Source organism: Pseudomonas sp. BJa5 (assembly GCF_030272875.2).
Taxonomy (GTDB): domain Bacteria; phylum Pseudomonadota; class Gammaproteobacteria; order Pseudomonadales; family Pseudomonadaceae; genus Aquipseudomonas.
Map to the genome: position 1 here is coordinate 178,802 of NZ_JALRNG020000001.1, position 24,403 is coordinate 203,204.

Consider the following 24,403-nt stretch of genomic DNA (forward strand, 5'->3'; position numbering starts at 1 on the left):
GCCGCAGGCACACAGATTTCCATTAGCCACGCCCGCAGACGCGGGCCAACGAAGAACTTTGAACCATGGCCACTATCCACGTAGACGGCAAAGCGCTCGAAGTCAACGGTGCAGACAACCTGTTACAGGCGTGTCTGTCGCTCGGCCTCGACATTCCCTATTTCTGCTGGCACCCGGCGCTCGGTAGCGTCGGTGCCTGCCGCCAGTGTGCGGTCAAGCAATACACCGACGAGAATGACACCCGTGGTCGTATCGTCATGTCGTGCATGACCCCGGCCTCCGATGGCACCTGGATTTCCATCGACGACGAAGAGTCCAAGGCGTTCCGCGCCAGCGTCGTCGAATGGCTGATGACCAACCACCCGCACGACTGCCCGGTGTGCGAGGAAGGCGGTCACTGCCACCTGCAGGACATGACGGTAATGACCGGCCACAACGAGCGCCGCTACCGTTTCACCAAGCGTACCCACCAGAACCAGGAACTCGGCCCGTTCATCGCCCACGAGATGAACCGCTGCATCGCCTGCTACCGCTGCGTGCGCTACTACAAGGACTACGCCGGCGGCACTGACCTGGGCGTCTACGGTGCCCACGACAACGTCTACTTCGGCCGCGTCGAAGACGGCGTGCTGGAAAGCGAGTTCTCCGGCAACCTCACCGAGGTCTGCCCGACCGGTGTGTTCACCGACAAGACCCATTCCGAGCGCTACAACCGCAAGTGGGACATGCAGTTCGCCCCGAGCATCTGCCATGGCTGCTCCAGCGGTTGCAACATCAGCCCGGGCGAGCGTTACGGCGAACTGCGCCGCATCGAGAACCGCTACAACGGCTCGGTCAACCAATACTTCCTGTGCGACCGTGGCCGTTTCGGCTATGGCTACGTCAACCGCGCAGACCGCCCACGCCAGCCACTGCTGGCCGACGGCACCAAGCTGAGCCTGGACGCGGCGCTGGACAAGGCCGCCGACATGCTGCGCGGTCGCAACATCGTCGGTATCGGTTCGCCACGCGCGAGCCTGGAAAGCAACTACGGCCTGCGCGAGCTGGTCGGTGCCGAGCACTTCTACTCGGGCATGGAAGCCGGTGAGCTGGAGCGCGTGCGCCTGGCCCTGCAGGTGCTGAACGACAGCCCGCTGCCGGTTCCAACCCTGCGCGAGATGGAAGACCACGACGCCGTGTTCGTCCTCGGCGAAGACCTGACCCAGACCGCCGCCCGCGTCGCCCTGGCCCTGCGCCAGTCGGTCAAGGGCAAGGCCGAGGCCATGGCCGACGCCATGCGCGTCCAGCCGTGGCTGGATGCCGCAGTGAAGAACATCGGCCAGCACGCCCTGTACCCGCTGTTCATCGCCAGCCTGGCCGAGACCAAGCTCGACGACGTCGCCGAAGAGTGCGTACACGCAGCGCCGGATGACCTGGCCCGCATCGGTTTTGCCGTGGCCCACGCCATCGATCCGAGCGCCCCGGCCGTCGAAGGCCTGGACGCCGAAGCCCTGGCACTGGCCAAGCGCATCGCCGATGCCCTGGTCGCCGCCAACCGTCCGCTGGTGGTCGCCGGTACTTCGCTGGGCTCCAAGGCCCTGATCGAAGCCGCCGCCAACATCGCCAAGGCCCTGAAGCTGCGCGCCAAGAACGGCTCCCTGAGCCTGGTGGTGCCTGAGGCCAACAGCCTGGGCCTGGCCATGCTCGGTGGCGAGTCGGTCGACGCCGCCCTGGACGCTGTAATCTCCGGCAAGGCCGACGCCATCGTCGTCCTCGAAAACGACCTGTACAGCCGCGTCTCGGCCGCCAAGGTCGACGCTGCCCTGGCCGCTGCCAAGGTGGTCATCGTTGCCGACCACCAGAAGACCGCCACCACCGACCGCGCCCAGCTGGTGCTGCCGGCGGCGAGCTTCGCCGAAGGCGACGGCACCCTGGTCAGCCAGGAAGGCCGTGCCCAGCGTTTCTTCCAGGTGTTCGATCCGACCTACCTGGACAGCAGCATCCTGGTCCACGAAGGCTGGCGCTGGATGCACGCCCTGCGTGCCACCCTGCTCAACAAGCCGGTGGACTGGACCCAGCTGGACCACGTCACCAGCGCCTGCGCCTCGGCCGCGCCGCAACTGACCGGCATCGTCAATGCCGCGCCAAGCGCTGCGTTCCGCATCAAGGGCATGAAGATGGCCCGCGAGCCGCTGCGCTACTCCGGTCGTACCGCCATGCGCGCCAACATCAGCGTGCACGAGCCGCGTACCCCGCAAGACAAGGACACCCCGTTCGCCTTCTCCATGGAAGGTTACTCGGGCTCCGCCGAACCGCGCTCGCAGGTGCCGTTCGCCTGGTCGCCGGGCTGGAACTCGCCGCAGGCCTGGAACAAGTTCCAGGACGAAGTCGGTGGCAGCCTGCGCGCCGGTGACCCGGGTACCCGCCTGATCGAATCCGAGGGCGACAAGCTCAAGTGGTTCGCCGCCATTCCGGGCGCTTTCGCCCCGGCCCGTGGCACCTGGCAGGCCGTGCCGTTCTACCACCTGTTCGGCAGCGAAGAGAACTCCTCACGCGCAGCACCGGTGCAGGAACGCATCCCGCAAGCCTACGTCGGCCTGGCCAAGTCCGAAGCCGACCGCCTGGGTGTCAACGACGGTGCACTGCTCAGCCTGAACGTGGCAGGTGTGACCCTGCGTCTGCCGCTGCGCATCAATGAAGAACTGGGCGCAGGCCTGGTTGCCCTGCCGAAAGGCCTGGCCGGTATCCCGCCAGCCATCTTCGGTGCATCCGTCGAAGGCCTGCAGGAGGCAGCACAATGACCTGGTTCACCCCCGAAGTGATCGATGTGATCATCGCTGTCGTCAAGGCCATCGTGGTCCTGCTGGCGGTGGTGGTCTGCGGCGCGCTGCTCAGCTTCGTCGAGCGGCGCCTGCTGGGCTGGTGGCAGGACCGTTACGGTCCGAACCGCGTCGGCCCGTTCGGCATGTTCCAGATCGCTGCCGACATGCTGAAGATGTTCTTCAAGGAAGACTGGAACCCGCCCTTCGTCGACAAGATGATCTTCACCCTGGCGCCGGTCGTGGCCATGAGTGCCTTGCTGATCGCCTTCGTGATCATCCCGATCACCCCGACCTGGGGCGTGGCGGACCTGAACATCGGCCTGCTGTTCTTCTTCGCCATGGCCGGTCTGTCGGTCTATGCCGTGCTCTTCGCCGGCTGGTCGTCGAACAACAAGTACGCCCTGCTCGGCAGCCTGCGGGCCTCGGCCCAGACCGTGTCGTACGAAGTGTTCATGGGCCTGGCGCTGATGGGTATCGTTGCCCAGGTCGGCTCGTTCAACATGCGCGACATCGTCGACTACCAGGCGCAGAACCTGTGGTTCATCATTCCGCAGTTCTTCGGCTTCTGCACCTTCTTCATTGCTGGCGTGGCCGTGACTCACCGTCACCCCTTCGACCAGCCGGAAGCGGAACAGGAACTGGCCGACGGTTACCACATTGAATACGCCGGCATGAAATGGGGCATGTTCTTCGTCGGTGAGTACATCGGCATCATCCTGGTCTCGGCGCTGCTGGTGACCCTGTTCTTCGGTGGCTGGCACGGCCCGTTCGGCATCCTGCCGCAGATCCCGTTCATTTGGTTCGCCCTGAAAACCGCGTTCTTCATCATGCTGTTCATCCTGCTGCGCGCCTCGATCCCGCGCCCGCGCTATGACCAGGTGATGGACTTCAGCTGGAAGTTCTGCCTGCCGCTGACCCTGATCAATTTGCTGGTGACCGCTGCGCTCGTGCTCTACAACGCGCCAGCTGTTGCGGCCCAGTGAGGATTTGACCCATGTTCAAGTATATTGGCGACATCGTTAAGGGCACCGGCACCCAGCTGCGCAGCCTGGTGATGGTGTTCTCTCACGGTTTTCGCAAACGTGACACCCTGCAGTACCCGGAAGAGCCGGTCTACCTGCCGCCACGCTACCGTGGCCGCATCGTCCTGACCCGCGACCCGGATGGCGAAGAGCGCTGCGTAGCGTGCAACCTGTGTGCCGTGGCCTGCCCGGTCGGTTGCATCTCGCTGCAGAAAGCCGAGACAGAAGACGGTCGTTGGTACCCGGAGTTCTTCCGCATCAACTTCTCCCGTTGCATTTTCTGCGGCCTCTGCGAGGAAGCCTGCCCGACCACCGCGATCCAGCTGACGCCGGATTTCGAAATGGCCGAGTTCAAACGTCAGGATCTGGTGTACGAGAAAGAAGATCTGCTGATCTCCGGCCCCGGCAAGAACCCTGACTACAACTTCTACCGTGTTGCAGGTATGGCCGTTGCCGGCAAGCCGAAAGGCGCCGCGCAGAACGAAGCCGAGCCGATCAACGTGAAGAGCTTGCTCCCTTAAGGAAGAAAGATGGAATTCGCTTTCTATTTCGCATCCGGTGTCGCTGTGGTGTCCACCCTTCGGGTGATCACTAACACCAACCCCGTGCACGCCCTGCTCTACCTGATCATTTCGCTGATCTCCGTGGCGATGACCTTCTTCGCCCTCGGCGCTCCGTTCGCCGGTGTCCTGGAAGTGATCGCCTACGCTGGCGCCATCATGGTGCTGTTCGTCTTCGTGGTGATGATGCTCAACCTGGGGCCGGCCTCGGTCGCCCAGGAGCGTGGCTGGCTCAAGCCGGGCATCTGGCTGGGACCGGTGGTCCTGGCCGCACTGCTGCTGCTCGAACTGCTGTACGTCCTGTTCGGCAGCGAAAGCGGTGGCGGCATCGGCCACACCACGGTCGACGCCAAGGCAGTCGGCATCAGCCTGTATGGTCCTTACCTGCTGGTGGTGGAACTGGCCTCGATGCTGCTGCTCGCTGCAGCGGTGACGGCTTTCCACCTCGGCCGCAACGAGGCGAAGGAGTAATCACATGCCTGCAATTCCTCTCGAGCACGGGCTGGCGGTCGCCGGCATCCTGTTCTGCCTCGGTCTGGTCGGCCTGATGGTGCGCCGCAACATTCTGTTCGTGTTGATGAGCCTGGAAATCATGATGAACGCCTCGGCACTGGCGTTCATCGTTGCCGGCAGCCGCTGGGCGCAGCCGGATGGACAGATCATGTTCATCCTGGTGATCAGCCTGGCAGCCGCCGAGGCCAGTATCGGCCTTGCGATCCTGCTGCAGCTGTATCGCCGCTTCCATACTCTCGACATCGATGCTGCCAGTGAGATGCGCGGATGAACCTTATCTTCCTGACGTTCTTATTCCCCCTGATCGGCTTCCTGCTGCTGTCGTTCTCGCGCGGCCGCTGGTCCGAAAACCTGTCGGCGCTGGTCGGCGTCGGTTCGGTGGGCCTCTCGGCCGCCGTGGCCGCCTACGTGATCTGGCAGTTCAACGTCGCTCCGCCTGAAGGCGGCGCGTACAGCCAGCTGCTGTGGCAGTGGATGTCGGTGGACGGCTTTGCGCCGAACTTCACCCTGTACGTGGATGGCCTGTCGGTCACCATGCTCGGTGTGGTCACCGGTGTGGGCTTCCTGATCCACCTGTTCGCCTCCTGGTACATGCGTGGTGAAGCCGGCTACTCGCGCTTCTTCGCCTACACCAACCTGTTCATCGCCAGCATGCTGTTCCTGGTGCTGGGCGACAACCTGCTGTTCATCTACTTCGGTTGGGAAGGCGTAGGCCTGTGCTCCTACCTGTTGATCGGTTTCTACTACAGCAACCGCAACAACGGTAACGCCGCACTCAAAGCCTTCATCGTCACCCGTATCGGCGACGTGTTCATGGCCATCGGCCTGTTCATCCTGTTCGCCCAGCTCGGCACCCTGAATGTGCAAGAGCTGCTGGTGCTGGCGCCGCAGAAGTTCCAGGCCGGTGATTTCTGGATGGAACTGGCGACCCTGATGCTGCTCGGTGGTGCGGTCGGTAAATCGGCCCAGCTGCCACTGCAGACCTGGCTTGCGGACGCGATGGCCGGCCCTACCCCGGTTTCGGCACTGATCCACGCCGCAACCATGGTGACCGCCGGTGTCTACCTGATCGCCCGTACCCACGGCCTGTTCACCCTGGCGCCGGACATCCTGCACCTGGTAGGCGTGGTCGGCGGCATCACCCTTGTTCTGGCCGGCTTCGCCGCGCTGGTGCAGACCGACATCAAGCGTATCCTCGCCTACTCGACCATGAGCCAGATCGGCTACATGTTCCTGGCCCTGGGCGTTGGCGCCTGGGACGCGGCGATCTTCCACCTGATGACCCACGCCTTCTTCAAGGCCCTGCTGTTCCTTGCCTCCGGTGCGGTGATCGTTGCCTGCCACCACGAGCAGAACATCTTCAAGATGGGTGGCCTGTGGAAGAAACTGCCACTGGCCTACGCCAGCTTCGTCGTCGGTGGTGCCGCCCTGGCTGCCCTGCCGATCCTGACCGTCGGCTTCTACTCCAAGGACGAGATCCTCTGGGAAGCCTTCGCCAGTGGCAACACCAACCTGCTGTACGCAGGCCTGGTGGGCGCGTTCATGACCTCGCTGTACACCTTCCGCCTGATCTTCATCACCTTCCACGGTGAAGCCAAGACCGAAGCCCACGCTGGCCACGGTATTTCCCACTGGCTGCCGCTGGGTGTGCTGATCGTGCTGTCGACCTTCGTCGGCGCCTGGATCCACCCACCACTGGCCGGCGTGCTGCCGGAAAGTGCCGGCCATGCCGGCGGTGAAGCCAAGCACAGCCTGGAGATCGCCTCGGGCGCCATCGCCATCGCCGGTATCCTGCTGGCCGCGGTGCTGTTCCTGGGCAAGCGTCGCTTCGTCACCGCCGTCGCCAACAGCGGCATCGGCCGCGTCCTGTCGGCCTGGTGGTTCGCCGCCTGGGGCTTCGACTGGATCTACGACAAGCTGTTCGTCAAACCTTACCTGCTGATCGCCCACATCCTGCGCAAGGATCCGGTTGACCGCAGCATCGGCCTGATTCCGCGTATGGCCCGTGGCGGACACGCCGCCATGAGCAAAACCGAAACCGGTCAGCTGCGCTGGTATACCGCCTCGATCGCCGTGGGTGCCGTGCTTGTGCTCGGCGCCGTGTTGATGGCTGCGGTCTGATATGAACCTTGCGACTTTGCGAAAGGAATTGAGCCCGTCATGATTTTGCCTTGGCTGATCCTGATCCCCTTCATCGGCGGCCTGCTGTGCTGGCTGGGTGAGCGCTTCGGCGCCACCCTGCCGCGCTGGATTGCGCTGCTGACCATGTCCCTGCTGCTTGGTATCGGCCTCTGGCTGTGGGCCAACGGCGACTACACCCTGGCCCCTGCCCCGGGCGCCGCGCCCGAGTGGGCGCTCGAATTCAAGGTTCAATGGATCGAGCGCTTCGGCATCAGCCTGCACCTGGCCCTGGACGGCCTGTCGCTGCTGATGATCCTGCTCACCGGCCTGCTCGGTGTGCTCTCGGTACTGTGCTCCTGGAAAGAGATCCAGCGTCACGTCGGCTTCTTCCACCTCAACCTGATGTGGATCCTGGGCGGCGTGGTCGGTGTGTTCCTGGCCCTGGACCTGTTCCTGTTCTTCTTCTTCTGGGAAATGATGCTGGTGCCGATGTATTTCCTCATCGCGCTCTGGGGTCACAGCTCCTCGGATGGCAAGAAGACCCGGATCTACGCCGCGACCAAGTTCTTCATCTTCACCCAGGCCAGCGGCCTGATCATGCTGGTGGCGATCCTCGGTCTGGTGCTGGTCAACTACGGCAACACCGGTGTGATCACCTTCGACTACACCCAGTTGCTCAAGGCTGAACTGCCAGTCGGCACCGAATACGTGCTGATGCTCGGCTTCTTCATCGCCTTCGCGGTCAAGCTGCCGGTGGTACCGTTCCACTCCTGGCTGCCGGATGCCCACGCCCAGGCACCGACCGCAGGTTCCGTGGACCTGGCCGGTATCTTGCTGAAGACGGCGGCCTACGGCCTGCTGCGTTTCGCCCTGCCGCTGTTCCCGAACGCGTCGGCAGAGTTCGCGCCCATCGCCATGACCCTGGGCCTGATCGGTATCTTCTACGGTGCCTTCCTGGCTTTCGCCCAGACCGACATCAAGCGCCTGGTCGCCTTCTCCAGCGTTTCGCACATGGGCTTCGTGCTGATCGGCATCTACTCCGGCAGCCAGCAAGCCCTGCAAGGCGCGGTGATCCAGATGCTGGCCCACGGCCTGTCGGCGGCGGCACTCTTTATCCTCGCCGGCCAGCTGTACGAGCGCCTGCACACCCGTGACATGCGTCAGATGGGTGGCCTGTGGCACCGTATCGCCTACCTGCCGGCCATCAGCCTGTTCTTCGCTGCAGCGTCCCTGGGCCTGCCGGGCACCGGCAACTTCGTCGGCGAGTTCCTGATCCTGATCGGTGCCTTCGTCGCCTCGCCATGGGTCACCGTGATCGCTACCAGCGGCCTGGTGTTCGGTTCGGTCTATTCGCTGATCATGATTCACCGTGCCTACTTCGGCCCGGCGAAATCCGAGGAAGTCCTGGCCGGCATGGATACCCGCGAAATGATCATGGTGCTGGGCCTGGCTGGCCTGCTGATCCTGCTGGGCGTCTACCCGCAGCCGTTCCTGGACACTTCTGCTGCCACCATGAGCGGTGTGCAGCAGTGGTTCGGCTCTGCTTTCACTCAACTCGCTTCGGCCCGGTAAGAGCGCTATGGACCTGACGATTCAACACTTTATCGCGCTTGCGCCACTGCTGATCACCACCATCACCGTTGTCGTGGTGATGCTGGCGATCGCCTGGCGCCGCAACCACTCGCAAACCTTCCTGCTCTCGACCGTGGGCCTGAACCTGGCCCTGCTGTCGATCCTGCCGGTACTCAAGATCGTTCCTCTGGCGGTCACCCCGCTGCTGACCATCGACAAGTTCGCCTGCCTGTACATGGCGCTGATCCTGGTCGCCACCCTGGCCTGCGTCACCCTCGCCCACGCCTACCTGGGTGATGGCGGCAAAGGCTACCCGGGCAACCGCGAAGAGCTGTACCTGCTGATCCTCATGGCTGCCCTGGGTGGCCTGGTACTGGTCAGCGCGCAGCACCTGGCGGGCCTGTTCATCGGCCTGGAACTGCTCTCGGTGCCGGTCTACGGCCTGGTTGCGTACGCCTTCTTCAACAAGCGTTCGCTGGAAGCCGGCATCAAGTACATGGTGCTGTCGGCCGCCGGTTCCGCCTTCCTGCTGTTCGGTATGGCCCTGCTGTACGCCGACGCCGGCAGCCTGAGCTTCGACGGTATCGGCAAGGCCCTGGCGGCCACCAGCATGCCAAGCCTGCTGGCGCAACTGGGCCTGGGCATGATGCTGGTCGGCCTGGCCTTCAAACTGTCGCTGGTGCCGTTCCACCTGTGGACCCCGGACGTGTACGAAGGTGCTCCGGCGCCGGTCGCCGCCTTCCTGGCCACCGCCAGCAAGGTCGCGGTGTTCGCCGTCGTCGTGCGCCTGTTCATGCTCTCCCCTGCTGCCAGCAGCGGCGTGCTGACCACTGTACTGTCGGTGATCGCGGTTGCCTCGATCCTCATCGGTAACCTGCTGGCCCTGACCCAGAGCAACCTCAAGCGTCTGCTCGGTTACTCGTCGATCGCCCACTTCGGCTACCTGCTGATCGCCCTGGTGGCGAGCAAGGGCCTGGCCGTGGAAGCCATCGGTGTGTACCTGGTCACCTACGTGATCACCAGCCTCGGCGCCTTCGGTGTCATCACCCTGATGTCCTCGCCTTACAGCGGCCGTGACGCTGACGCCCTGTACGAGTACCGCGGCCTGTTCTGGCGCCGTCCGTACCTGACCGCAGTGCTGACCGTGATGATGCTGTCGCTGGCCGGTATCCCGCTGACCGCAGGCTTTATCGGCAAGTTCTACATCATCGCCACCGGCGTCGAGTCGCAGCTGTGGTGGCTGGTGGGTGCCCTGGTGATCGGTAGTGCCATCGGCGTGTTCTACTACCTGCGCGTCATGGTCACCCTGTTCCTGATCGAGCCGAACCTGCGTCGTCACGATGCCCCGCTGAACTGGGAACAGCGCACCGGTGGCGTGATGCTGCTGGCCATCGCCATCCTCGCCTTCGTCCTGGGTGTGTACCCGCAGCCGTTGCTGGACATGGTCCAGCACGCAGGCCTGCAACTGATCGGTTGATCGATCGTGTAATGACAGACACCCCGCCTCGGCGGGGTGTTTTGTTTTCGGCCGACACATCAATATCGCGGCGCAAACCCGCCCCACCGTAGGAGCGGGCTTGCCCCGCGATAAACCCAGTACAGATCCATGACTGTGCTTCGTCTGAGAGTTGTGACGTCTGATTCCCGCTCTCAGTCCCGGAACCCCCTCGATGCGCCCCACCCTGCCCCGCTCTTCCCTTGCCTTGTTGATTTCCTGCGCTGCTTCAGTCCAGGCCAGTGATGGTATTGAACTGGATCAGGTCTTGATCCAGGAACAGGAGCAGAGCGAGCTGCAAGACGCCCGCGAACGCTTGCAGCAGATACCCGGCGCCAGCAACCTGATCGACATGCAACGGGTAGAACAAGGCCGGGTCGCCAGCAACCAGGATGTACTCGCCTACCAGCCCGGCGTGTTCGCCCAGTCCGCCGGCAACGACGGCATCAAGCTGTCGATCCGCGGCTCGGGCATCAACCGTGCGCCGGGCAGCCACGGCTCCGGGGTGTACACCATGTTCGACGGCCTGCCGCTGACCGGCCCCGGTGGCACCCCCTATGAGCTGTTCGAACCCCTGTGGCTGAGTCGCGCCGAAGTGTTGCGCGGCGCCAACGGCTTTGACCGGGGCGCCCTGGCCCTGGGTGGTGCCATCGACTACATCACCCACACCGGCCGTGACGCCGCGCCTTTGCAGGTGCGCTATGAACTGGGCAGCCACGGTTACGCCAAGCGCCAGATCAGCTCGGGCCAGGTGCTGGGCGACCTGGACTACTACCTGGCCCTGACCGATTCGGAGTACGACGGCTACCAGGAGCACAGCAGCGGCAGCAGCAAGGGCATCGCCGCCAATGTCGGCTATCGCTTCAACCCCAACCTGGAAACCCGCTTCTACCTGCGCTACCGGGAAACCGAGAACGACCTGGCCGGACGCCTGACCAAGGCACAGATCGAGCATGACCCGCGCGCAGCCAACCCGCTGTACCTGAGCCGCGATGCCAGCCGCCCGCAACCGGGCAGTACCTGGCTGGGCAACAAGACCACCTTCTACCTGGACGACGATTCGAGCCTGGAGGCCGGGCTGGTCTACCACGACTACCCGATGGACCTGCGCGAGGGTGCCAATCGCCTGAAGGTTGCCTATACCGATGTCAGCGGCACCCTGAACTATTTCCGCCGCGACACGCTGTTCGGCCACGAAAGCAAGACCACGGTCGGTTGGCGGACTACCAAGCATCTGCCCAACAGTGGCGCCTCGGAGTTTGTCCGCGTGCAGTCGCGGCCCGACATGCCCGTGGGCACCCGGACCCGCGACTTCAGCTACCAGGGCTCGGACAGCGTCGTGCATGTCGGCAACGAGCTGGAGCTGATTCCCGACCTGTGGCTGACCAGCGGCCTGGCAATGATCTACACCCGCCGCGAAAGTGAAGTGACCTACCCGGCAACGGGCGGCAAGGTCAGCCAGCATGACTGGGACTACGCGCCACGCCTGGGCCTGCGCTATGACCTGAGCCCGAGCCTGCAGCTGTATGGCAACCTCAGTCGCTCGGTGGAACCACCGCATCCCTGGGCGTTGATCTGGAGCTCGCCTGCGGTCAATGGCCTGCAGACCCAACCGATCGAGATGCAAAACCAGACCGCCACCACCCTGGAGCTGGGCGCCCGGGGCGACTCGGCAATCGGTCGCTGGGACCTGGCCTGGTACTACGCCGATGTCCGCCACGAACTGCTTGCCGTCGAAATCGTCCCGGGCCTCCCCGCCGCCGAATTCAACGCCAGCCCCACCGTCCACCAGGGTGTCGAAGCCGGCCTCGATACCTTGCTCTGGGAGCGCTCGACCGTCGGCAGGCTGTCGTTGCGCCAGGCCTACACCTTCAGCGACTTCCACTATCGCGACGACGATACCTTCGGCGACAACCGCCTGCCCGGCATCCCCATGCACTACTACCAGGCCGAATTGCGCTTCGACCTGCCCAGCGGCCTGTACGCCGGGCTCAACACCCAGATGGCGTCCAAGGTCCAGGTCGACTATGCCAACAGCTACCCGGCCGACGCCTACGCGCTGCTCGGCGCCACGCTGGGCTACAACTCGCCGAAACAGGACTGGCAGACCTGGCTCGACCTGCGCAACCTGACCAACAAGCGCTACGCCGCCACCGTCACCCCGGGCTACAACGACAAGGGCCAGGACATTGCCCGTTCGACCCCGGGCGAAGGCTTTGCCGTCTATGCCGGGGTCTCCTACAGCTTCCGCTAGCTGGGCAGCTGCACCTGCGGTTTGGTCGAGACGAAGATCGCCCAGCTGGAGATGAACAGCGCGGCGATCAACGGCCCGATCACGAAGCCGTTGAGGCCGAACACCGCCAGCCCGCCCAGGGTGGAGATCAGCACCAGGTAATCGGGCATTTTCGTGTCCTTGCCCACCAGGATCGGTCGCAGCAGGTTGTCCACCAGGCCGATGACGAACACCCCGAACGCCGCCAGCACCACGCCTTGCCAGATCGCGCCGGTGGCCAGGAAGTAGAGGGCCACCGGCGCCCAGACAATCCCCGCCCCCACCGCAGGCAGCAGCGACAAAAAGGCCATCAGCACCGCCCAGACCAGCGGGCCGGGAATGCCGAGCAGGCCGAAGATAACCCCGCCCAGCGCGCCCTGGGTCACCGCCACCACCAGATTGCCCTTGACCGTGGCCCGCACCACCCGGTTGAACTTCAGCTGTAGGCGTCGCTTCTGCTGCTCGGCCAGCGGCAGCGCAGTGCGGACTTTGCGGGCAAGTTCCGCGCCGTCGCGCAGAAAGAAGAACAGCAGGTACAGCATCGCGCCGAAGCTCACCAGCAGGTCGAACGTGCCCTGGCCGAAGCTGAAGGCCTGGCTTGCGAAGAACTGGCTGCCCTGCACTGCGCTTTTGGCGATCTTGTCGCGCAGGCCCTCCAGGTTGCCGATGCCCATGCGCTCCAGGCCATTCTGGACAAAGGCCGGCAGCATGTCCTTGAAACGCTCGATGTAGCCGGCAATGTCCAGTTGGCCGCCCTCGATGCTCTTGTACAGGGCCGCGCCTTCCTGCACCAGCAAGGTGCTGATGACGATCACCGGCAGGATGGCGATCACCAGGCACACCAGCAGGGTCGCTCCGGCCGCCAGGTTACGGCGCCAACCCAGGCGCAGCAACAGGCGTTGCTGCAGGGGGGCGAAGAGGATGCCGAGGGTCACGGCCCAGAACACAGCGCCGTAGTACGGCAGCAGGATCCAGATGAACGCCAGGGTCACCAGGGTCAGTAACAGAAGCAGGGCCTTGTGTTGCTGGACGGTCTCGCTCATGGGCGGCTCCTTGGCGGCTCTCAACATTAGTGCCCGGCGCACGGGCAAAAGTGCCCTTGACCCAGATCAATAACAGCGCGCCGCGACAGCGGTAGCATCCGCGCCTTTTGCCGCGACCCGATCATGACCCAGCCAGCCAAACCTGAACTGCTCGCCCCTGCCGGCACCCTGAAGAACATGCGCTACGCCTTCGCCTATGGCGCCGATGCGGTCTACGCCGGCCAGCCGCGCTACAGCCTGCGGGTGCGCAACAATGAATTCGACCATGCCAACCTGGCCCTGGGCATCAAGGAAGCGCAAGCCCAGGGCAAGCGCTTCTACGTGGTGGTCAACATCGCCCCGCACAACGCCAAGCTCAAGACCTTCCTCAAGGACCTGGCGCCGGTGATCGAAATGGCCCCCGATGCGCTGATCATGTCCGATCCCGGACTGATCATGCTGGTACGCCAGCATTTTCCGCAGATGCCCATCCACTTGTCGGTGCAGGCCAACACGGTGAACTGGGCCAGTGTCGAGTTCTGGCGCAGCCAGGGCTTGAGCCGGGTGATCCTGTCCCGCGAGCTGTCGCTCGAAGAGATCGAGGAGATCCGCCAGCAGGTGCCGCAGATGGAGCTGGAGGTGTTTGTCCATGGCGCGCTGTGCATGGCCTATTCCGGTCGCTGCCTGCTCTCGGGCTACCTCAACCGTCGCGACGCCAACCAGGGCAGCTGCACCAATGCCTGCCGCTGGAAATACAGCGCCACGCCGGCCACTGAAGATGCCAGCGGCGACATCGTGCGCGAAGTGCAGCCGACCCTGGGCATCGGTGCCCCCACCGACCAGGTGTTCCTGCTGCAGGAAAGCAGCCGCCCGGACGAAGACATGCCGGCCTTCGAAGACGAGCACGGCACCTACATCATGAACGCCAAGGACCTGCGCGCCGTGCAGCATGTCGAGCGGCTGACGCGCATGGGCGTGCACTCGCTGAAGATCGAAGGACGGACCAAGTCGCACTTCTACTGCGCGCGCACCACCCAGGCCTATCGCCAGGCAATCGATGATGCCGTGGCCGGCCGCGAGTTCGACCGCAGCCTGATGCTCAACCTCGAATCCCTGGCCCAGCGCGGCTATACCGAAGGTTTCCTGCGCCGTCACGTGCACGACGAATACCAGAACTACCAGCGCGGCAACTCCGTTTCGGATCGCCAGCAGTTCGTCGGTGAGCTGACCGGTGAACGGGTCGATGGCCTGGCCGAAGTGCGGGTCAAGAACCGCTTTGCCCTGGGCGATCACCTGGAGTTGATGACGCCACGGGGCAACTACCACTTCGACCTGCATCAACTGCGCGATCACCAGGGTGCGGCGATCGACGTGGCGCCGGGGGATGGGCATACGGTCTACCTGCCGATCCCTGAGCAGGTGGACCTGGGGTATGGCTTGTTGTTGCGCGAACTGGTGCAGTGATCGCGGGGCAAGCCCGCTCCTACAGGTGCCTACATCGCCAGTGGGAGCGGGCTTGCCCCGCGAAGAGGCCTGCAGCTCAAGGCGCAGTCGCCACCGCCGGCCTATCCACCTCACGAATCACCTGCAGGTGATACTGCGGATCCGCCTTGATCTGCGCGTCGGTGAACGGAATCACATGCCATTGCTTGGCCGAGAAGGCACGGGTCTGGTCCCCGGCATGGGCCGACCCCGCTTCGCTGGACGCCGAGAACGCCAGCAACCCCAAGGCCTGTGGCCCCTTGTCATCGAAGGTCACCAACTGCAGGTAACTGGTGCCACTGACCACCAGGCGCTTGCCCCCAGCGCTCGGCACACTCTGGATCGCGTTGTAGACACCCAGGGCCGCGGGGCCGCCGTGAATCGGCGTGCCATCGGCGGCCTGCTGGATCTGCCCCCAGCGCACATCGGCGCCAAGGCCGGCCTTTTCCACCTGGGCCTTGGAGGCCAGCGCCGCGTCCTTGAGCGCTGCCGCCACCTCCACACGTTCGACCGCCAGCCCACGGGGCGTGTGCTGCGGATCCTGCGGATCGAACGCCACGCGCCAGATATCCGGGCGCTTGAGCAGGGTTTGCACGATGTTCTGGAAATGCACCAGGCCAATACCGCTGTCCAGGTCCGCACGCCCATTCCAGGCCTTCAGGCTGTCGCACAGCGCGCTCAGCCGGGCATCGGACGCCTGGACGCCACACCATTGACGTATATCCGGCATCAGCAACTCGGCCAGGTACACCTGGTTGTCCATGACCATCTGCTGCAGGTCGGCACCGGTCAGTTTGCCGCCTTGCGCCAGGCGCTGCAGGGCGAAGCGGCTGCGTGGCCCCAGGGGTTGGTCGTCACGGCTGATCAGCGGTGAAAAGCCGCGCAGGGGCTGCGCCGGGTTGACCATCCAGGCCGAGTCGTTGGCATGCTGGATGAAGTCGGCACGACTCAGGCTGGGTTGCATCCGTGCTGGGAAAATACCCGGCTGGGCAGCGCGCGGGTCGACTTTCCAGTTGCAGGCGCTACGCGATCCATCGAGCACAATCAGCTCCTGCCCGGCGGCCGGATCGCTGCACTGGGCCAGCAAGGCGGCATCCACATAGGGCACCACCGACTGGTTCAGGTACAAGGTGTCGCCCCCGGCATCCACCGCCAGGGTGTTGACCCAGGGAATGCCCTGTAGCTGCTGCACCGAATCCTGCAGTGCCTTGAGGCTGTCGGCCTGGTTCATGCGGTACCACTGCTGCAAGACCCGGGTGTTGTCCAGGTTGGCATCGCGCAGGCTGTAGGCGTGCTGCGTGTTCCAGTCCAGCTTGCCTGGCCATTGCACCACCGGGCCGAACACCGAGCTGTAGACATCACGGCTGACCGTCGAGTGCTTGCCGTCCTCGCCCTTGACCGTCACCGTCACGGCCTGGCGGGTCATTGGCAACGACTTGCCATCGAGCAGGTAGCGGGTCGGGTCCTTGGGATCGAGTTCGAGCCGGTACAGGGTGAAATGTCGGGAGCTATCCACCGTATGAGTCCAGGCCAGGTGACGGTTGAAGCCGATGTTGATCAGCGGCAGCCCGGGCAGCGCGGCGCCCATGACGTCCAGCTTGCCGGGCACGGTCAGTTGCATCTGGTAAAAGCGCATGCCGCCGAACCACGGGAAGTGCGGGTTGGCCAGCAACATGCCGCGTCCGCTGGCCGATCGCTCGCGGCCGACAGCCACCGCGTTGCTGCCGCGCTCCAGGGCGAAGTTGTCCTGGCGCGCCTGGGCGACGCTCATGTCCAGCGCCAGGCTGGCTACGGCATTGGGCGGCACTGCACCTGCCAGCGCCTCGGCGAATTGCCCCACGCCACCTTCGACCAGCAGGCGGCGGGTCAGCTTGACCAGGTCCTGGGGGGTGATCGCTCGCAACCACTGCGCATCCAGGCACTCGGCGCCCGGCCCCCGGGCCCTGCGTTCGGCCAGCGCCCGGTTGTATCCCTTGGCGTAGCCCTCCAGCAGCGCCTGTACCTGGGCCGGTTGCGCCTGCCAGAAGCCGGCCACCGCGGCAGGCGTATTCAGCCAGCTGAAGAACAGGTCGCTGACCAGGTTCTTGCGCTGCTCGACGGTCAGCTGGTCGGGGCCGAAGTAGCGTGAACGTTCGGCATTGACCGTGACCACTTCATTGGCCAACAGACACAGGTTGTCCTGGGCATAGGCGTAACCGATACCGTAGCCCAGGCCCTGTTCATCCCTGGCCAGGATATGGGGGACGCCAAAACTGGTGCGACGGATTTCGGCGCTGGCCTCACTGGCATCGGCACGGGCCTGGGCGGGAAGACTGAAAGCGCACAGCAGGCCGGCCAGACAGATGCAGGCCAGGGGACGGGGTTTGCTCACGGGTACTCCTGCAGCAATCAGGGTTGATCCTGATTGAACGAAGCACGCGGGATAAATTTACGCCAAAGAAGGGGTCGAAACGTCTTTACCTGAGTGACCCGAGATTTTTTTTCGCCAGGCACTGCAGTTTTGCCCGTCTCATTCGTCTTATAGGGTGAAGGCATCAAACTTGATGGTAAATGGACTGGCCACGGAAGGGAGCATGCACATGCACAACCAGCAACAGGCGATGATCGCCAGCAGGCTCGAGCGAAAACCTCGGCAAGCCCTGACGGCAAAAGCCCACGGCGGCGACAGCGAGCGCCCGGGTAATGAGCATATTCGCGAACTGCTCAGGTGTTACGGGCTGCGTACCAGCCTGATCCGCCTCAAGGTCATCGACGCCTTGCACGTAGCCGACCGGGAGGGCCGCAGCATCGGTGTGCGCGGGATCCACAGCCAGCTTGAACAGCTGGATATCCCGCTGTCGTTCCTCAGCGTTCGCGAAGTGCTCAAGCGTTTGTGCGCCGAAGGCGTGATCAGCCTGGGCAACGACAAGTGCTACAGCCTCAACCCCGAGGCCCGCAGCATTCTGGCCCAGGCCAGCTCATGCTAGGCGCAAGGCCGGCACCTGCCGGCCGCGCGGTGCGCCTCAGAACTTGACCTTGCGGCGCATGATGCCGTTGATCACCACGACCACCACGGCGATGGCGATGGCGATGTACTGGAACACCTGCTCAGTGATGACGCCCTGTTTCTGCAAGTAGGACAGGCCGAGCATGATCGCCAGCACCGCCAAAGCGATCAGTAGGGAGTATTTCAAACGTTGACCTTGAGTCATTGGTATTTCCTTGCGACAACGGGATAAAGGTCCGGAACGACCCGGGCGCATCATACAACGCAGCCGGGCGCGCGCGGACAATTTCCTCCTTCTGCCCCGTCCTTGCAGCTGAAACCATGGCGTTTCAACTTCCCCCGATGGACTGCCCACCGTTGCCCTGAGCCTGTCAGCGCCCGCCCCTGTCATTGAGCATGGGTTGCCCGACCTTGCACCTCGATGATCCTGGCAATCACGGTAATACAAGGGGCCTGGGCGAATCTTTTACGGTTTTCCCAAGGTTCCGGTCCAGGTTGCCTACACACCACATGGCCGATACCCACCGTTCCTGCCGCGCTTGCAGCCTGTTGCGACCCGCCCGGATGTTCAACCATTGCAGTGTCAAGCCATCCTCTACAAGGAAGTCACCATGGAACTGCGCGACCTCGAACGAATCGACATCCACCAGTTGCCCCATTCGCTGCAGATGCTCATCGAATGCCTGGGTATCGAAAACGCCTACAACCTGACCTGCGCCTTCGGCGGTCGTCCCAAATACATTCCCAAGCATCGCGAACGCACGGGCCTGGCCGAGGTGCTGCCGCCCCAGGCCCTCGATGCGCTGATCAAACGGTTTGCCGGCATGGCCCTGGAGATCCCCAAGGCCGATCACTTTCTTCGCCAGTTGCGCAATCAACAGATCCAACAGGAAAGCGCTGAAGGTCTTTCACGCAGTGTGCTGGCCAACAAGTACGGTTTGAGCCTGCGCCAGATCGGCAACATCCGCCGGCTGGAATCGCACCCGCACCCAGGTTCCACGGCTTGAGCCAATCACCCTGGCGCCCCCTGGGCTGGGGGCGCTTCAAGCTCGACGTCAAGGGCCAGGCCAGCCACGGATCCAGCCAGCCCCTCCCTCGACAGACGTGATCAGAAATCCCGCTTGTAGAAAATATCCAGCGAGCTTGCCAATCCACTGGCCGCTTCCAGGTAGACCTTCTTGCTCAACTTGTAGCGCAAGGCAACCGTGTTGACCGGTTCGAACACTCCCACGCCATAGCGCAGGCTCAAGCGCTCGGTCAGATTGCCGCTGGCCACCACACTGGTGGTGGTGCCACTGCCCTGGGTATCGAGCTGGAAGTCATCGATGCCCAGGCTCGACGCCAGGCTGCCGGTAATCCCGGCGCTACCGGCCAGGCCCAGGCCCAGGGCGGCCTCGGCCAGCATGTTGTTGTCCTCGCCGGTAGTGCCCAGCGGACGCCCCAGTACCAGGTAGGACAGCGCCTGCTCCTGGCTCATGGCAGGTTCCGAGAACACCTGGGTGGTGGGCTGCTCGGCGCTGCCGCTCAGGCGGATGCCGGCAATCACGTCATCGGTCTGGCGGATGGCCTCGATATCCAGGTAAGGCTGGTCGATGGGCCCGGCAAACAGCAAGCGGGCACGGCGAATGGTCAGGCGCTGGCCGTAGGCGCGGTAGCGACCGTCGGCCAGGCTCAGCTCACCCCGGGTATCGAGGTTGTCGCCAATGTGCACATGCCCCAGCAGGTTGGCGGTCAGGCCGAAGCCGCTGAACGACAGTTTTTCCTGGCCCACCTCGACATCGATGTCCATGGCCACCGCCATGGGTGCCTTGCCCTCCTCGGTCTGGTGGCCGACGATCACCGTGTCATCGGAGACCTTGACGGTCGAAGGTGGCAGCTCGCGCACGGTGATCTTGCCCTTGGGCAGCAGCACCTTGCCGGTCACCGCCAGTTTGTCGTCGACCAGGCTGATTTTCAGGTGCGGCGCCATCTCCAGGTTTGCATAGGGCTCGACGATGACCGGCAGGCGCTGGCCCTGCAACTGCAGATCCATGGCCAGGGCCTGGCCCCAGCCGATATGGCCGTGCAAGCTACCCTGCCCGGCCTCGCCGCTTTTCCAGGCGCCGCTGAGCTGCACCTGCTCGCCGGCGATCAGCGCCTGCAGGTTCAGGTCCTTCAGGCTGATCGGCAGCTCGGCGCCACTGACCTCTCCCCCCGTCAGGTTCAGGCGGCCGTTGACCTGCGGTTCCAGCAGGGTACCGGACAACTGCCCACTGCCATTGAGTTGACCGTTCAGACGCTCGACCATCGGCGCGAAGGGACGGGCAATGGCCAGGTCCAGGCCACTGAGGCGGAAATCGCCGGACAGCGGCTTGTTGCGCGCCACCGGATCGAGCCGGGTGACCAGTGCCAGTTCGCCCAGGCGTGCACCGCGAAAATCCAGGCGGGTGTCGATCCGGCGTGGCGCCAGGGTGCTTTCCAGGCGCAGGGTCTGGTAGGGGAAGTCCAGCCACTGGTCCTTCTCGCGCAAGCGCAGCACGCCACCGCTGGCATCGACCACCACCGTGCCCTTGGGGCCGCTGGCCGGTACATCGAGGTTGATGTCGGCATTGAGCAGCCCTTGCCAGGCAAAATCCTTGGGTAGCCACTGCGCCAGGCTCTGCAGCGGGAACTGCTTGAGGTGATAGCGCAGGCGGGGCTCGGGCGCCAGGCGCTGGTCCTCGCCGCACAGGCTGGCCTGCCCCGAGCGCCAGCAGTGAGCTCCGAAATCCAGCTGCCCGCTGGCCAGGCGCTGCAGTTTGGCCGGCGCCTGCAAGCGCCAGTCCTGGCCGCCGGCCTGGATCTGGCCGCTGGCCAGGCGCCCACGCCAGTTGCCCTTGTCCAGTTTCCCGTCCAGGCCCAGGTCGAGCTTCAACTGTGGCCCGTCCAGAGCCAGGTCCAGCTGCTGCTGGCGAATATCGCCCTGACCTTTGGCGGTGAGTACGCCCAGGCGGGTATCGCCCAGCTCGATACCGCTTGCCTGCAATTCGATCAGCGCACGCTGGGCAGCGTCCAGCCGCGCATCCAGGGTCAGGCGTTGCAGGTGATTGTCAGCCTGGACCAGTTGCTGGCCTTGCACGGTGAGTGTGCCTTGCGGCGCGTCCAGAGTACCGGCCACCTCAAGCTTGCCCTTGAGCTGACCGCGCAGGTGCGGCCACAGCTGGCCGAGTCGCGGCAGGTTGAGGTCCAGCTGACCGGCCAGACGCTGCTGCAGGCTGCCGCTGCCATTGATGCGGTTGTCACCCAGGCGGATGTCCAGGGTGCCCAGGGTCCAGTTCTGCCCGGCGCCCTGGGCGACGGCCTTGAGCACGGCGGTCTGGCCGCGCAGGCGCCCCTTGAGGTCGAGGTCGGCCTCCAGGCTCAACTCGCCATTTTTCATCTGCCCCTTGCTGCGCAGCGGGCCTGCCAGGGTGCCCGGCAGCTCGGCCAGCCAATAGGCCGGATTGAGCGCCGACAGCTCCAGGGCGGCGTCCCAGGCAATGGCGTCGGCGAACTGCACACTGACACTGCCGGCAGCCTTGCCCTGGCCGGCGTTGAGGACCAGCTGAGGCAAGGTGATCTGCGCAAGGTTGCCGTTGAACGGGCTGCCCAGGCTGAAGGCACCGGCCGGGCCGTCCAGGTCACCCTTGAACTGGCCCTGGTAGTTGCCGTCGCGGTAGCTCACCTGGCCGTTGAAACGACGCAAGGTGACCTGTGGCGCCTGCTCCAGCGGGTACAGACGCAACCAGGGGAAGTCCAGCCAGTCGACGCTCGCCTCGGCGCCCAGGCCCTGCTGCCAGTCGGCGCTGGCGGTGAGTTTGAGGTACTTGTCCGCAGCGGCGCTGAGGTCCAGGGCGCTCAACTGGGCGCCCTTGGCATCGACCCGACCTTGCAGGTTCAGCGCCACCGGCTCGTGCTCGGCCGGCAGGCTGGCCGAACCCTGCAACTGGTAACCCTGTTTCAGGTTGCCCGTGGCACTCAGGTCGAGCGCATTCAGTTGCAAGGTGTCGGGCAGGTCGGCAGCGGGTTTGAACGCATCGGCATGAATCTGCACCTTGGCCGGCAAGTCATCGGCCAGGGCCTGTAATTCGCCGCTGAGCCGGGCATTGAGGTAGCCGCTGCTGTCGGCGCTGAGCTTGAGGGTCTTCTGCAGCTCGCCCTTGACCTGCAACGCCAGCTGCCATGCCTGGCCATCTACCTGAGGCAGCTGCACCTGCCCCTGGGCTTGCAGCGGCCAGTCGCCTTCAGGCTTGAGCAGCCCTTGCAAGGACAGGCGCACATCGTCGCGCTGCACCTGCAGGCTGTCGATCTTCAGCCCGTCGACCGTCCAGTGAGCCGCCAGCTGCACCTGACTCAGCTGTTCGGCACCGTCCAGGCGCAGATGCCCTACCCGCACGTCACCCAGCTCGATCGCCAGCGGCAGTTTCAGGGCGGGCAACTGCAACGGCCCGCTATCGGCCACCGGCTCGCCGGGGGCAAAGGCCAGGTTGACCTGATCGGCCTGCAGTCGTCCGATGCACAAGGTCATGCGCAGCAGGCAGGCAGGCGACCAGGCGAATACCGGCGCAACCAGCTCGACCCGATCACCGCCCTGCTCCCACAACACTCGCCCGGCCTGCCATTCGCCGCCCAGACGTCCCTGGAAGTCCTCAAGCTGCAAGCCTGGCACCTGTCCCAACGCCCAACGGCTTCCCGCCTGGGTGCCAAGCAGCAGGCCCACGCCGAGCACCAGCAACAGCAACAGCGCCAGCAGGCCGCCGAGGATAATCTTGAAAACGCGACTCACAGTTCAGGCCCCATGGAAAAGTGCAGACGGAACCCGCCGTCGTCATCCAGCGCATGGGCCAGATCCAGACGCAGCGGTCCCACCGGAGAGACCCAGCGCACGCCGATACCGACGCCGGTCTTGAGGCTTGGAAACTCCAGGTCGTTGAAGGAGTTGCCCTGGTCGACGAAGGTCGCCACCCGCCACTTTTCCACGACTTCATACTGGTACTCGACACTGCCGGCCACCAGGTAACGACCACCGATACGGTCGCCATCGGAGTTTTTCGGCGACAGGCTCTGGTAGTCGTAGCCACGCACGCTTTGGTCACCACCGGCGAAGAAGCGCAGCGACGGCGGTATCGAGCTCTGGTAGTCGTCGGTAGCGCTGCCGCCAACCTGCACGCGGCCCAGGAAACGGTGGTTTTCACCCAGTGTGGTCAGGCCCTTGAGTACCACGTTGCCACGTAGCAGGTTGGTATCGGAGCCCAGCCCCTCCTTGGCCGCCTGCACATCGAACTGCAGGCGATAGCCGTTGTGCGGGTCGATGCGGTTGTCGCTGCGCAGGTAGGAATAGCTCACGCCAGGCATCAACAGGTTGCTCAGGCCCGAATCATCGCCCAGCTTGTACTCTTCGCGCTGGTACTTGAGCGACACCACCCGCTGCCAGCCACTGGGCAGTTTGCTGTGCCATTCCGGGCCGACGGTGAGCAGCTTGCTCAAGGTGTCGGTGCCGGCAATTTCCTCGTTCTGGTAGCCCCCGGCAAAACGTAGCTTGTCGGTCAAAGGCGGATCGAGGGGAATGTCATACCACAGGCCGACGTTCTGCCGGGGCGCCGACAGCTCGGTTTCCCAGCCATAACTGTGGCCCTGGGGGTTGACCCAGTGGCGGGTCCAGTTGGCCTTGCCGCGCGGGCCGACGTCGGTGGAAAAGCCCAGGCCCAGGCCCATGGTCCGTGGCTTGCGGGTCTGCAGCTGGACGGCCACCGGGATGTTCTGCGCCACGGCCGCCGTGGGCGCGGCATCGACACGCACGCCTTCGAAGTAGCCACTCGACTGCAGGGCATTGTTGAGCTCGGCGATCAGCTCGGAGTCGTAGGGAGTATCGGGCTTGAACGGCACCATGCGTTGCAGCAGGGTCTCGTCGAACGGGGTGTCGCCGGCAAAGCTGACCTTGCCCAGGCGATAGCGCGGGCCGCTGTCATAAATGAGTTCGATATCGGCCACACCGGCCATGGGGTCGACCGCCAGGCGCTGGCGCACGAAGCGGCCGCTGAAAAAACCATAGCGCGAGGCCTGGTTCTGGATCAGTCGCTTGGCGTCTTCGTAGTGACCGTGGTTGAGCACTGCGCCCGGGCGCAGCGCCTTGCTGTCGGGAATGCGAAAGGCCTTCATCTCGCTGGCCGGGCCGTCGATGCGGATGGTGACATCGCGCAGCCGCACCGGCTCGCCGGGGTCGATCTTGAGGACCAGTTGCGGCCCCTTGTCGGCCTTGGTCGCCGGTTTGACCTCGCTGTCGATCTGCGCCTGGTAGTAGCCCAGGGCCTGGGCCGCCTTGCGCGCCTGCTCCACGGCGCCACGGCTAAAGCGCAGCAGCGCCTCTTCATCGCGTTTACCAAGGCTGCCGATATACCCTTCGACGTTGGCCTTGAGTTCGTTGTTGGCAGGTTTGACGCGTACAACCAGCTCGCTCTGCGCATGGGCGGCAATGCTGGCAATCCATAGAATCAAACCGCAGGTGAATCGTCCTGAATACTTCATAGGCGCGGATGCTACCAGAGCTTGGCGCCAGCATG

At 64.4% G+C, this 24,403-nt stretch carries 18 protein-coding genes; 12 read left to right on the forward strand and 6 right to left on the reverse strand.

Features of this window, described 5'->3' with window-relative positions; genetic code table 11:
* The first annotated feature begins 65 nt into the window (after positions 1 to 65).
* The 9 genes from nuoG (at position 66) to M2D63_RS00950 (ending at position 12,338) form a co-directional block, all read left to right on the forward strand.
* On the forward strand, positions 66 to 2,780 hold the full coding sequence (gene nuoG / locus M2D63_RS00910) for an NADH-quinone oxidoreductase subunit NuoG (RefSeq protein ID WP_285860829.1): 2,715 nt from the start codon (positions 66 to 68) through the stop codon (positions 2,778 to 2,780).
* Entirely contained in the window at positions 2,777 to 3,784 is a 1,008-nt protein-coding gene (gene nuoH, locus M2D63_RS00915) for an NADH-quinone oxidoreductase subunit NuoH (RefSeq protein ID WP_285860830.1), read from the forward strand. Before nuoG ends, nuoH begins: the two co-directional genes overlap by 4 nt.
* A gap of 11 nt (positions 3,785 to 3,795) precedes the next feature.
* Entirely contained in the window at positions 3,796 to 4,344 is a 549-nt protein-coding gene (gene nuoI, locus M2D63_RS00920) for an NADH-quinone oxidoreductase subunit NuoI (RefSeq protein WP_009400993.1), read from the forward strand.
* A gap of 9 nt (positions 4,345 to 4,353) precedes the next feature.
* The gene (gene nuoJ, locus M2D63_RS00925; RefSeq protein WP_285860831.1) at positions 4,354 to 4,854 is read left to right on the forward strand and encodes an NADH-quinone oxidoreductase subunit J; all 501 of its coding nucleotides are present in this window, start codon (positions 4,354 to 4,356) and stop codon (positions 4,852 to 4,854) included.
* Positions 4,855 to 4,858: 4 nt separating this feature from the next.
* Positions 4,859 to 5,167 carry an NADH-quinone oxidoreductase subunit NuoK gene (gene nuoK, locus M2D63_RS00930; protein WP_028944232.1) on the forward strand — a complete coding sequence of 103 codons (309 nt, stop codon included), beginning with the start codon at positions 4,859 to 4,861 and terminating at the stop codon, positions 5,165 to 5,167.
* The gene (gene nuoL, locus M2D63_RS00935) at positions 5,164 to 7,017 is read left to right on the forward strand and encodes an NADH-quinone oxidoreductase subunit L (protein ID WP_285860833.1); all 1,854 of its coding nucleotides are present in this window, start codon (positions 5,164 to 5,166) and stop codon (positions 7,015 to 7,017) included. The genes nuoK and nuoL overlap by 4 nt, the downstream gene beginning before the upstream one ends.
* A gap of 39 nt (positions 7,018 to 7,056) precedes the next feature.
* Entirely contained in the window at positions 7,057 to 8,589 is a 1,533-nt protein-coding gene (gene nuoM, locus M2D63_RS00940) for an NADH-quinone oxidoreductase subunit M (protein ID WP_285860835.1), read from the forward strand.
* 7 nt (positions 8,590 to 8,596) lie between these two features.
* Positions 8,597 to 10,066 (forward strand): NADH-quinone oxidoreductase subunit NuoN, encoded by a 1,470-nt coding sequence (gene nuoN, locus M2D63_RS00945; protein WP_285860836.1) that lies wholly within the window; start codon positions 8,597 to 8,599, stop codon positions 10,064 to 10,066.
* A gap of 193 nt (positions 10,067 to 10,259) precedes the next feature.
* Positions 10,260 to 12,338 (forward strand): TonB-dependent receptor domain-containing protein, encoded by a 2,079-nt coding sequence (locus M2D63_RS00950; protein WP_285860837.1) that lies wholly within the window; start codon positions 10,260 to 10,262, stop codon positions 12,336 to 12,338.
* On the opposite strand, the gene M2D63_RS00955 is transcribed toward M2D63_RS00950, so the two are convergent.
* Positions 12,335 to 13,399, reverse strand: coding sequence for an AI-2E family transporter (locus M2D63_RS00955; RefSeq protein ID WP_285860839.1), 1,065 nt, complete (start codon positions 13,397 to 13,399; stop codon positions 12,335 to 12,337). The two genes, M2D63_RS00950 and M2D63_RS00955, sit on opposite strands and share 4 nt — an antisense overlap.
* 123 nt (positions 13,400 to 13,522) lie before the next feature.
* Here M2D63_RS00955 and yegQ point away from each other — a divergent pair, with 123 nt between their 5' ends.
* On the forward strand, positions 13,523 to 14,842 hold the full coding sequence (gene yegQ / locus M2D63_RS00960) for a tRNA 5-hydroxyuridine modification protein YegQ (protein ID WP_285860841.1): 1,320 nt from the start codon (positions 13,523 to 13,525) through the stop codon (positions 14,840 to 14,842).
* Positions 14,843 to 14,918: 76 nt separating this feature from the next.
* Here yegQ and M2D63_RS00965 read toward each other — a convergent pair whose 3' ends face one another.
* Positions 14,919 to 17,231 (reverse strand): acylase, encoded by a 2,313-nt coding sequence (locus M2D63_RS00965; protein ID WP_285860843.1) that lies wholly within the window; start codon positions 17,229 to 17,231, stop codon positions 14,919 to 14,921.
* Positions 17,232 to 17,439: 208 nt separating this feature from the next.
* Between M2D63_RS00965 and M2D63_RS00970 the strand changes: the two genes are divergently transcribed.
* A complete protein-coding gene (locus M2D63_RS00970; RefSeq protein WP_285860845.1) occupies positions 17,440 to 17,826 on the forward strand; it encodes a fe2+ zn2+ uptake regulation protein in 387 nt (128 codons plus the stop codon).
* Between the two features lie 36 nt (positions 17,827 to 17,862).
* Here the strand turns inward: M2D63_RS00970 and M2D63_RS00975 are convergent, their stop codons facing one another.
* Both M2D63_RS00975 and M2D63_RS00980 read right to left on the reverse strand, forming a co-directional pair.
* Entirely contained in the window at positions 17,863 to 18,051 is a 189-nt protein-coding gene (locus M2D63_RS00975; protein WP_285860846.1) for a hypothetical protein, read from the reverse strand.
* Between the two features lie 229 nt (positions 18,052 to 18,280).
* Positions 18,281 to 18,598, reverse strand: coding sequence for a hypothetical protein (locus M2D63_RS00980; protein ID WP_405308830.1), 318 nt, complete (start codon positions 18,596 to 18,598; stop codon positions 18,281 to 18,283).
* Between M2D63_RS00980 and M2D63_RS00985 the strand changes: the two genes are divergently transcribed.
* A complete protein-coding gene (locus M2D63_RS00985; protein ID WP_405308832.1) occupies positions 18,515 to 18,853 on the forward strand; it encodes a Mor transcription activator family protein in 339 nt (112 codons plus the stop codon). The two genes, M2D63_RS00980 and M2D63_RS00985, sit on opposite strands and share 84 nt — an antisense overlap.
* Positions 18,854 to 18,954: 101 nt before the next feature.
* Here the strand turns inward: M2D63_RS00985 and M2D63_RS00990 are convergent, their stop codons facing one another.
* A complete protein-coding gene (locus M2D63_RS00990; RefSeq protein ID WP_285860849.1) occupies positions 18,955 to 22,629 on the reverse strand; it encodes a translocation/assembly module TamB domain-containing protein in 3,675 nt (1,224 codons plus the stop codon).
* Complete coding sequence (locus M2D63_RS00995; protein WP_285860850.1) at positions 22,626 to 24,368, reverse strand: autotransporter assembly complex family protein; 1,743 nt, start codon at positions 24,366 to 24,368, stop codon at positions 22,626 to 22,628. The genes M2D63_RS00990 and M2D63_RS00995 overlap by 4 nt, the downstream gene beginning before the upstream one ends.
* Positions 24,369 to 24,403: the final 35 nt, after the last annotated feature.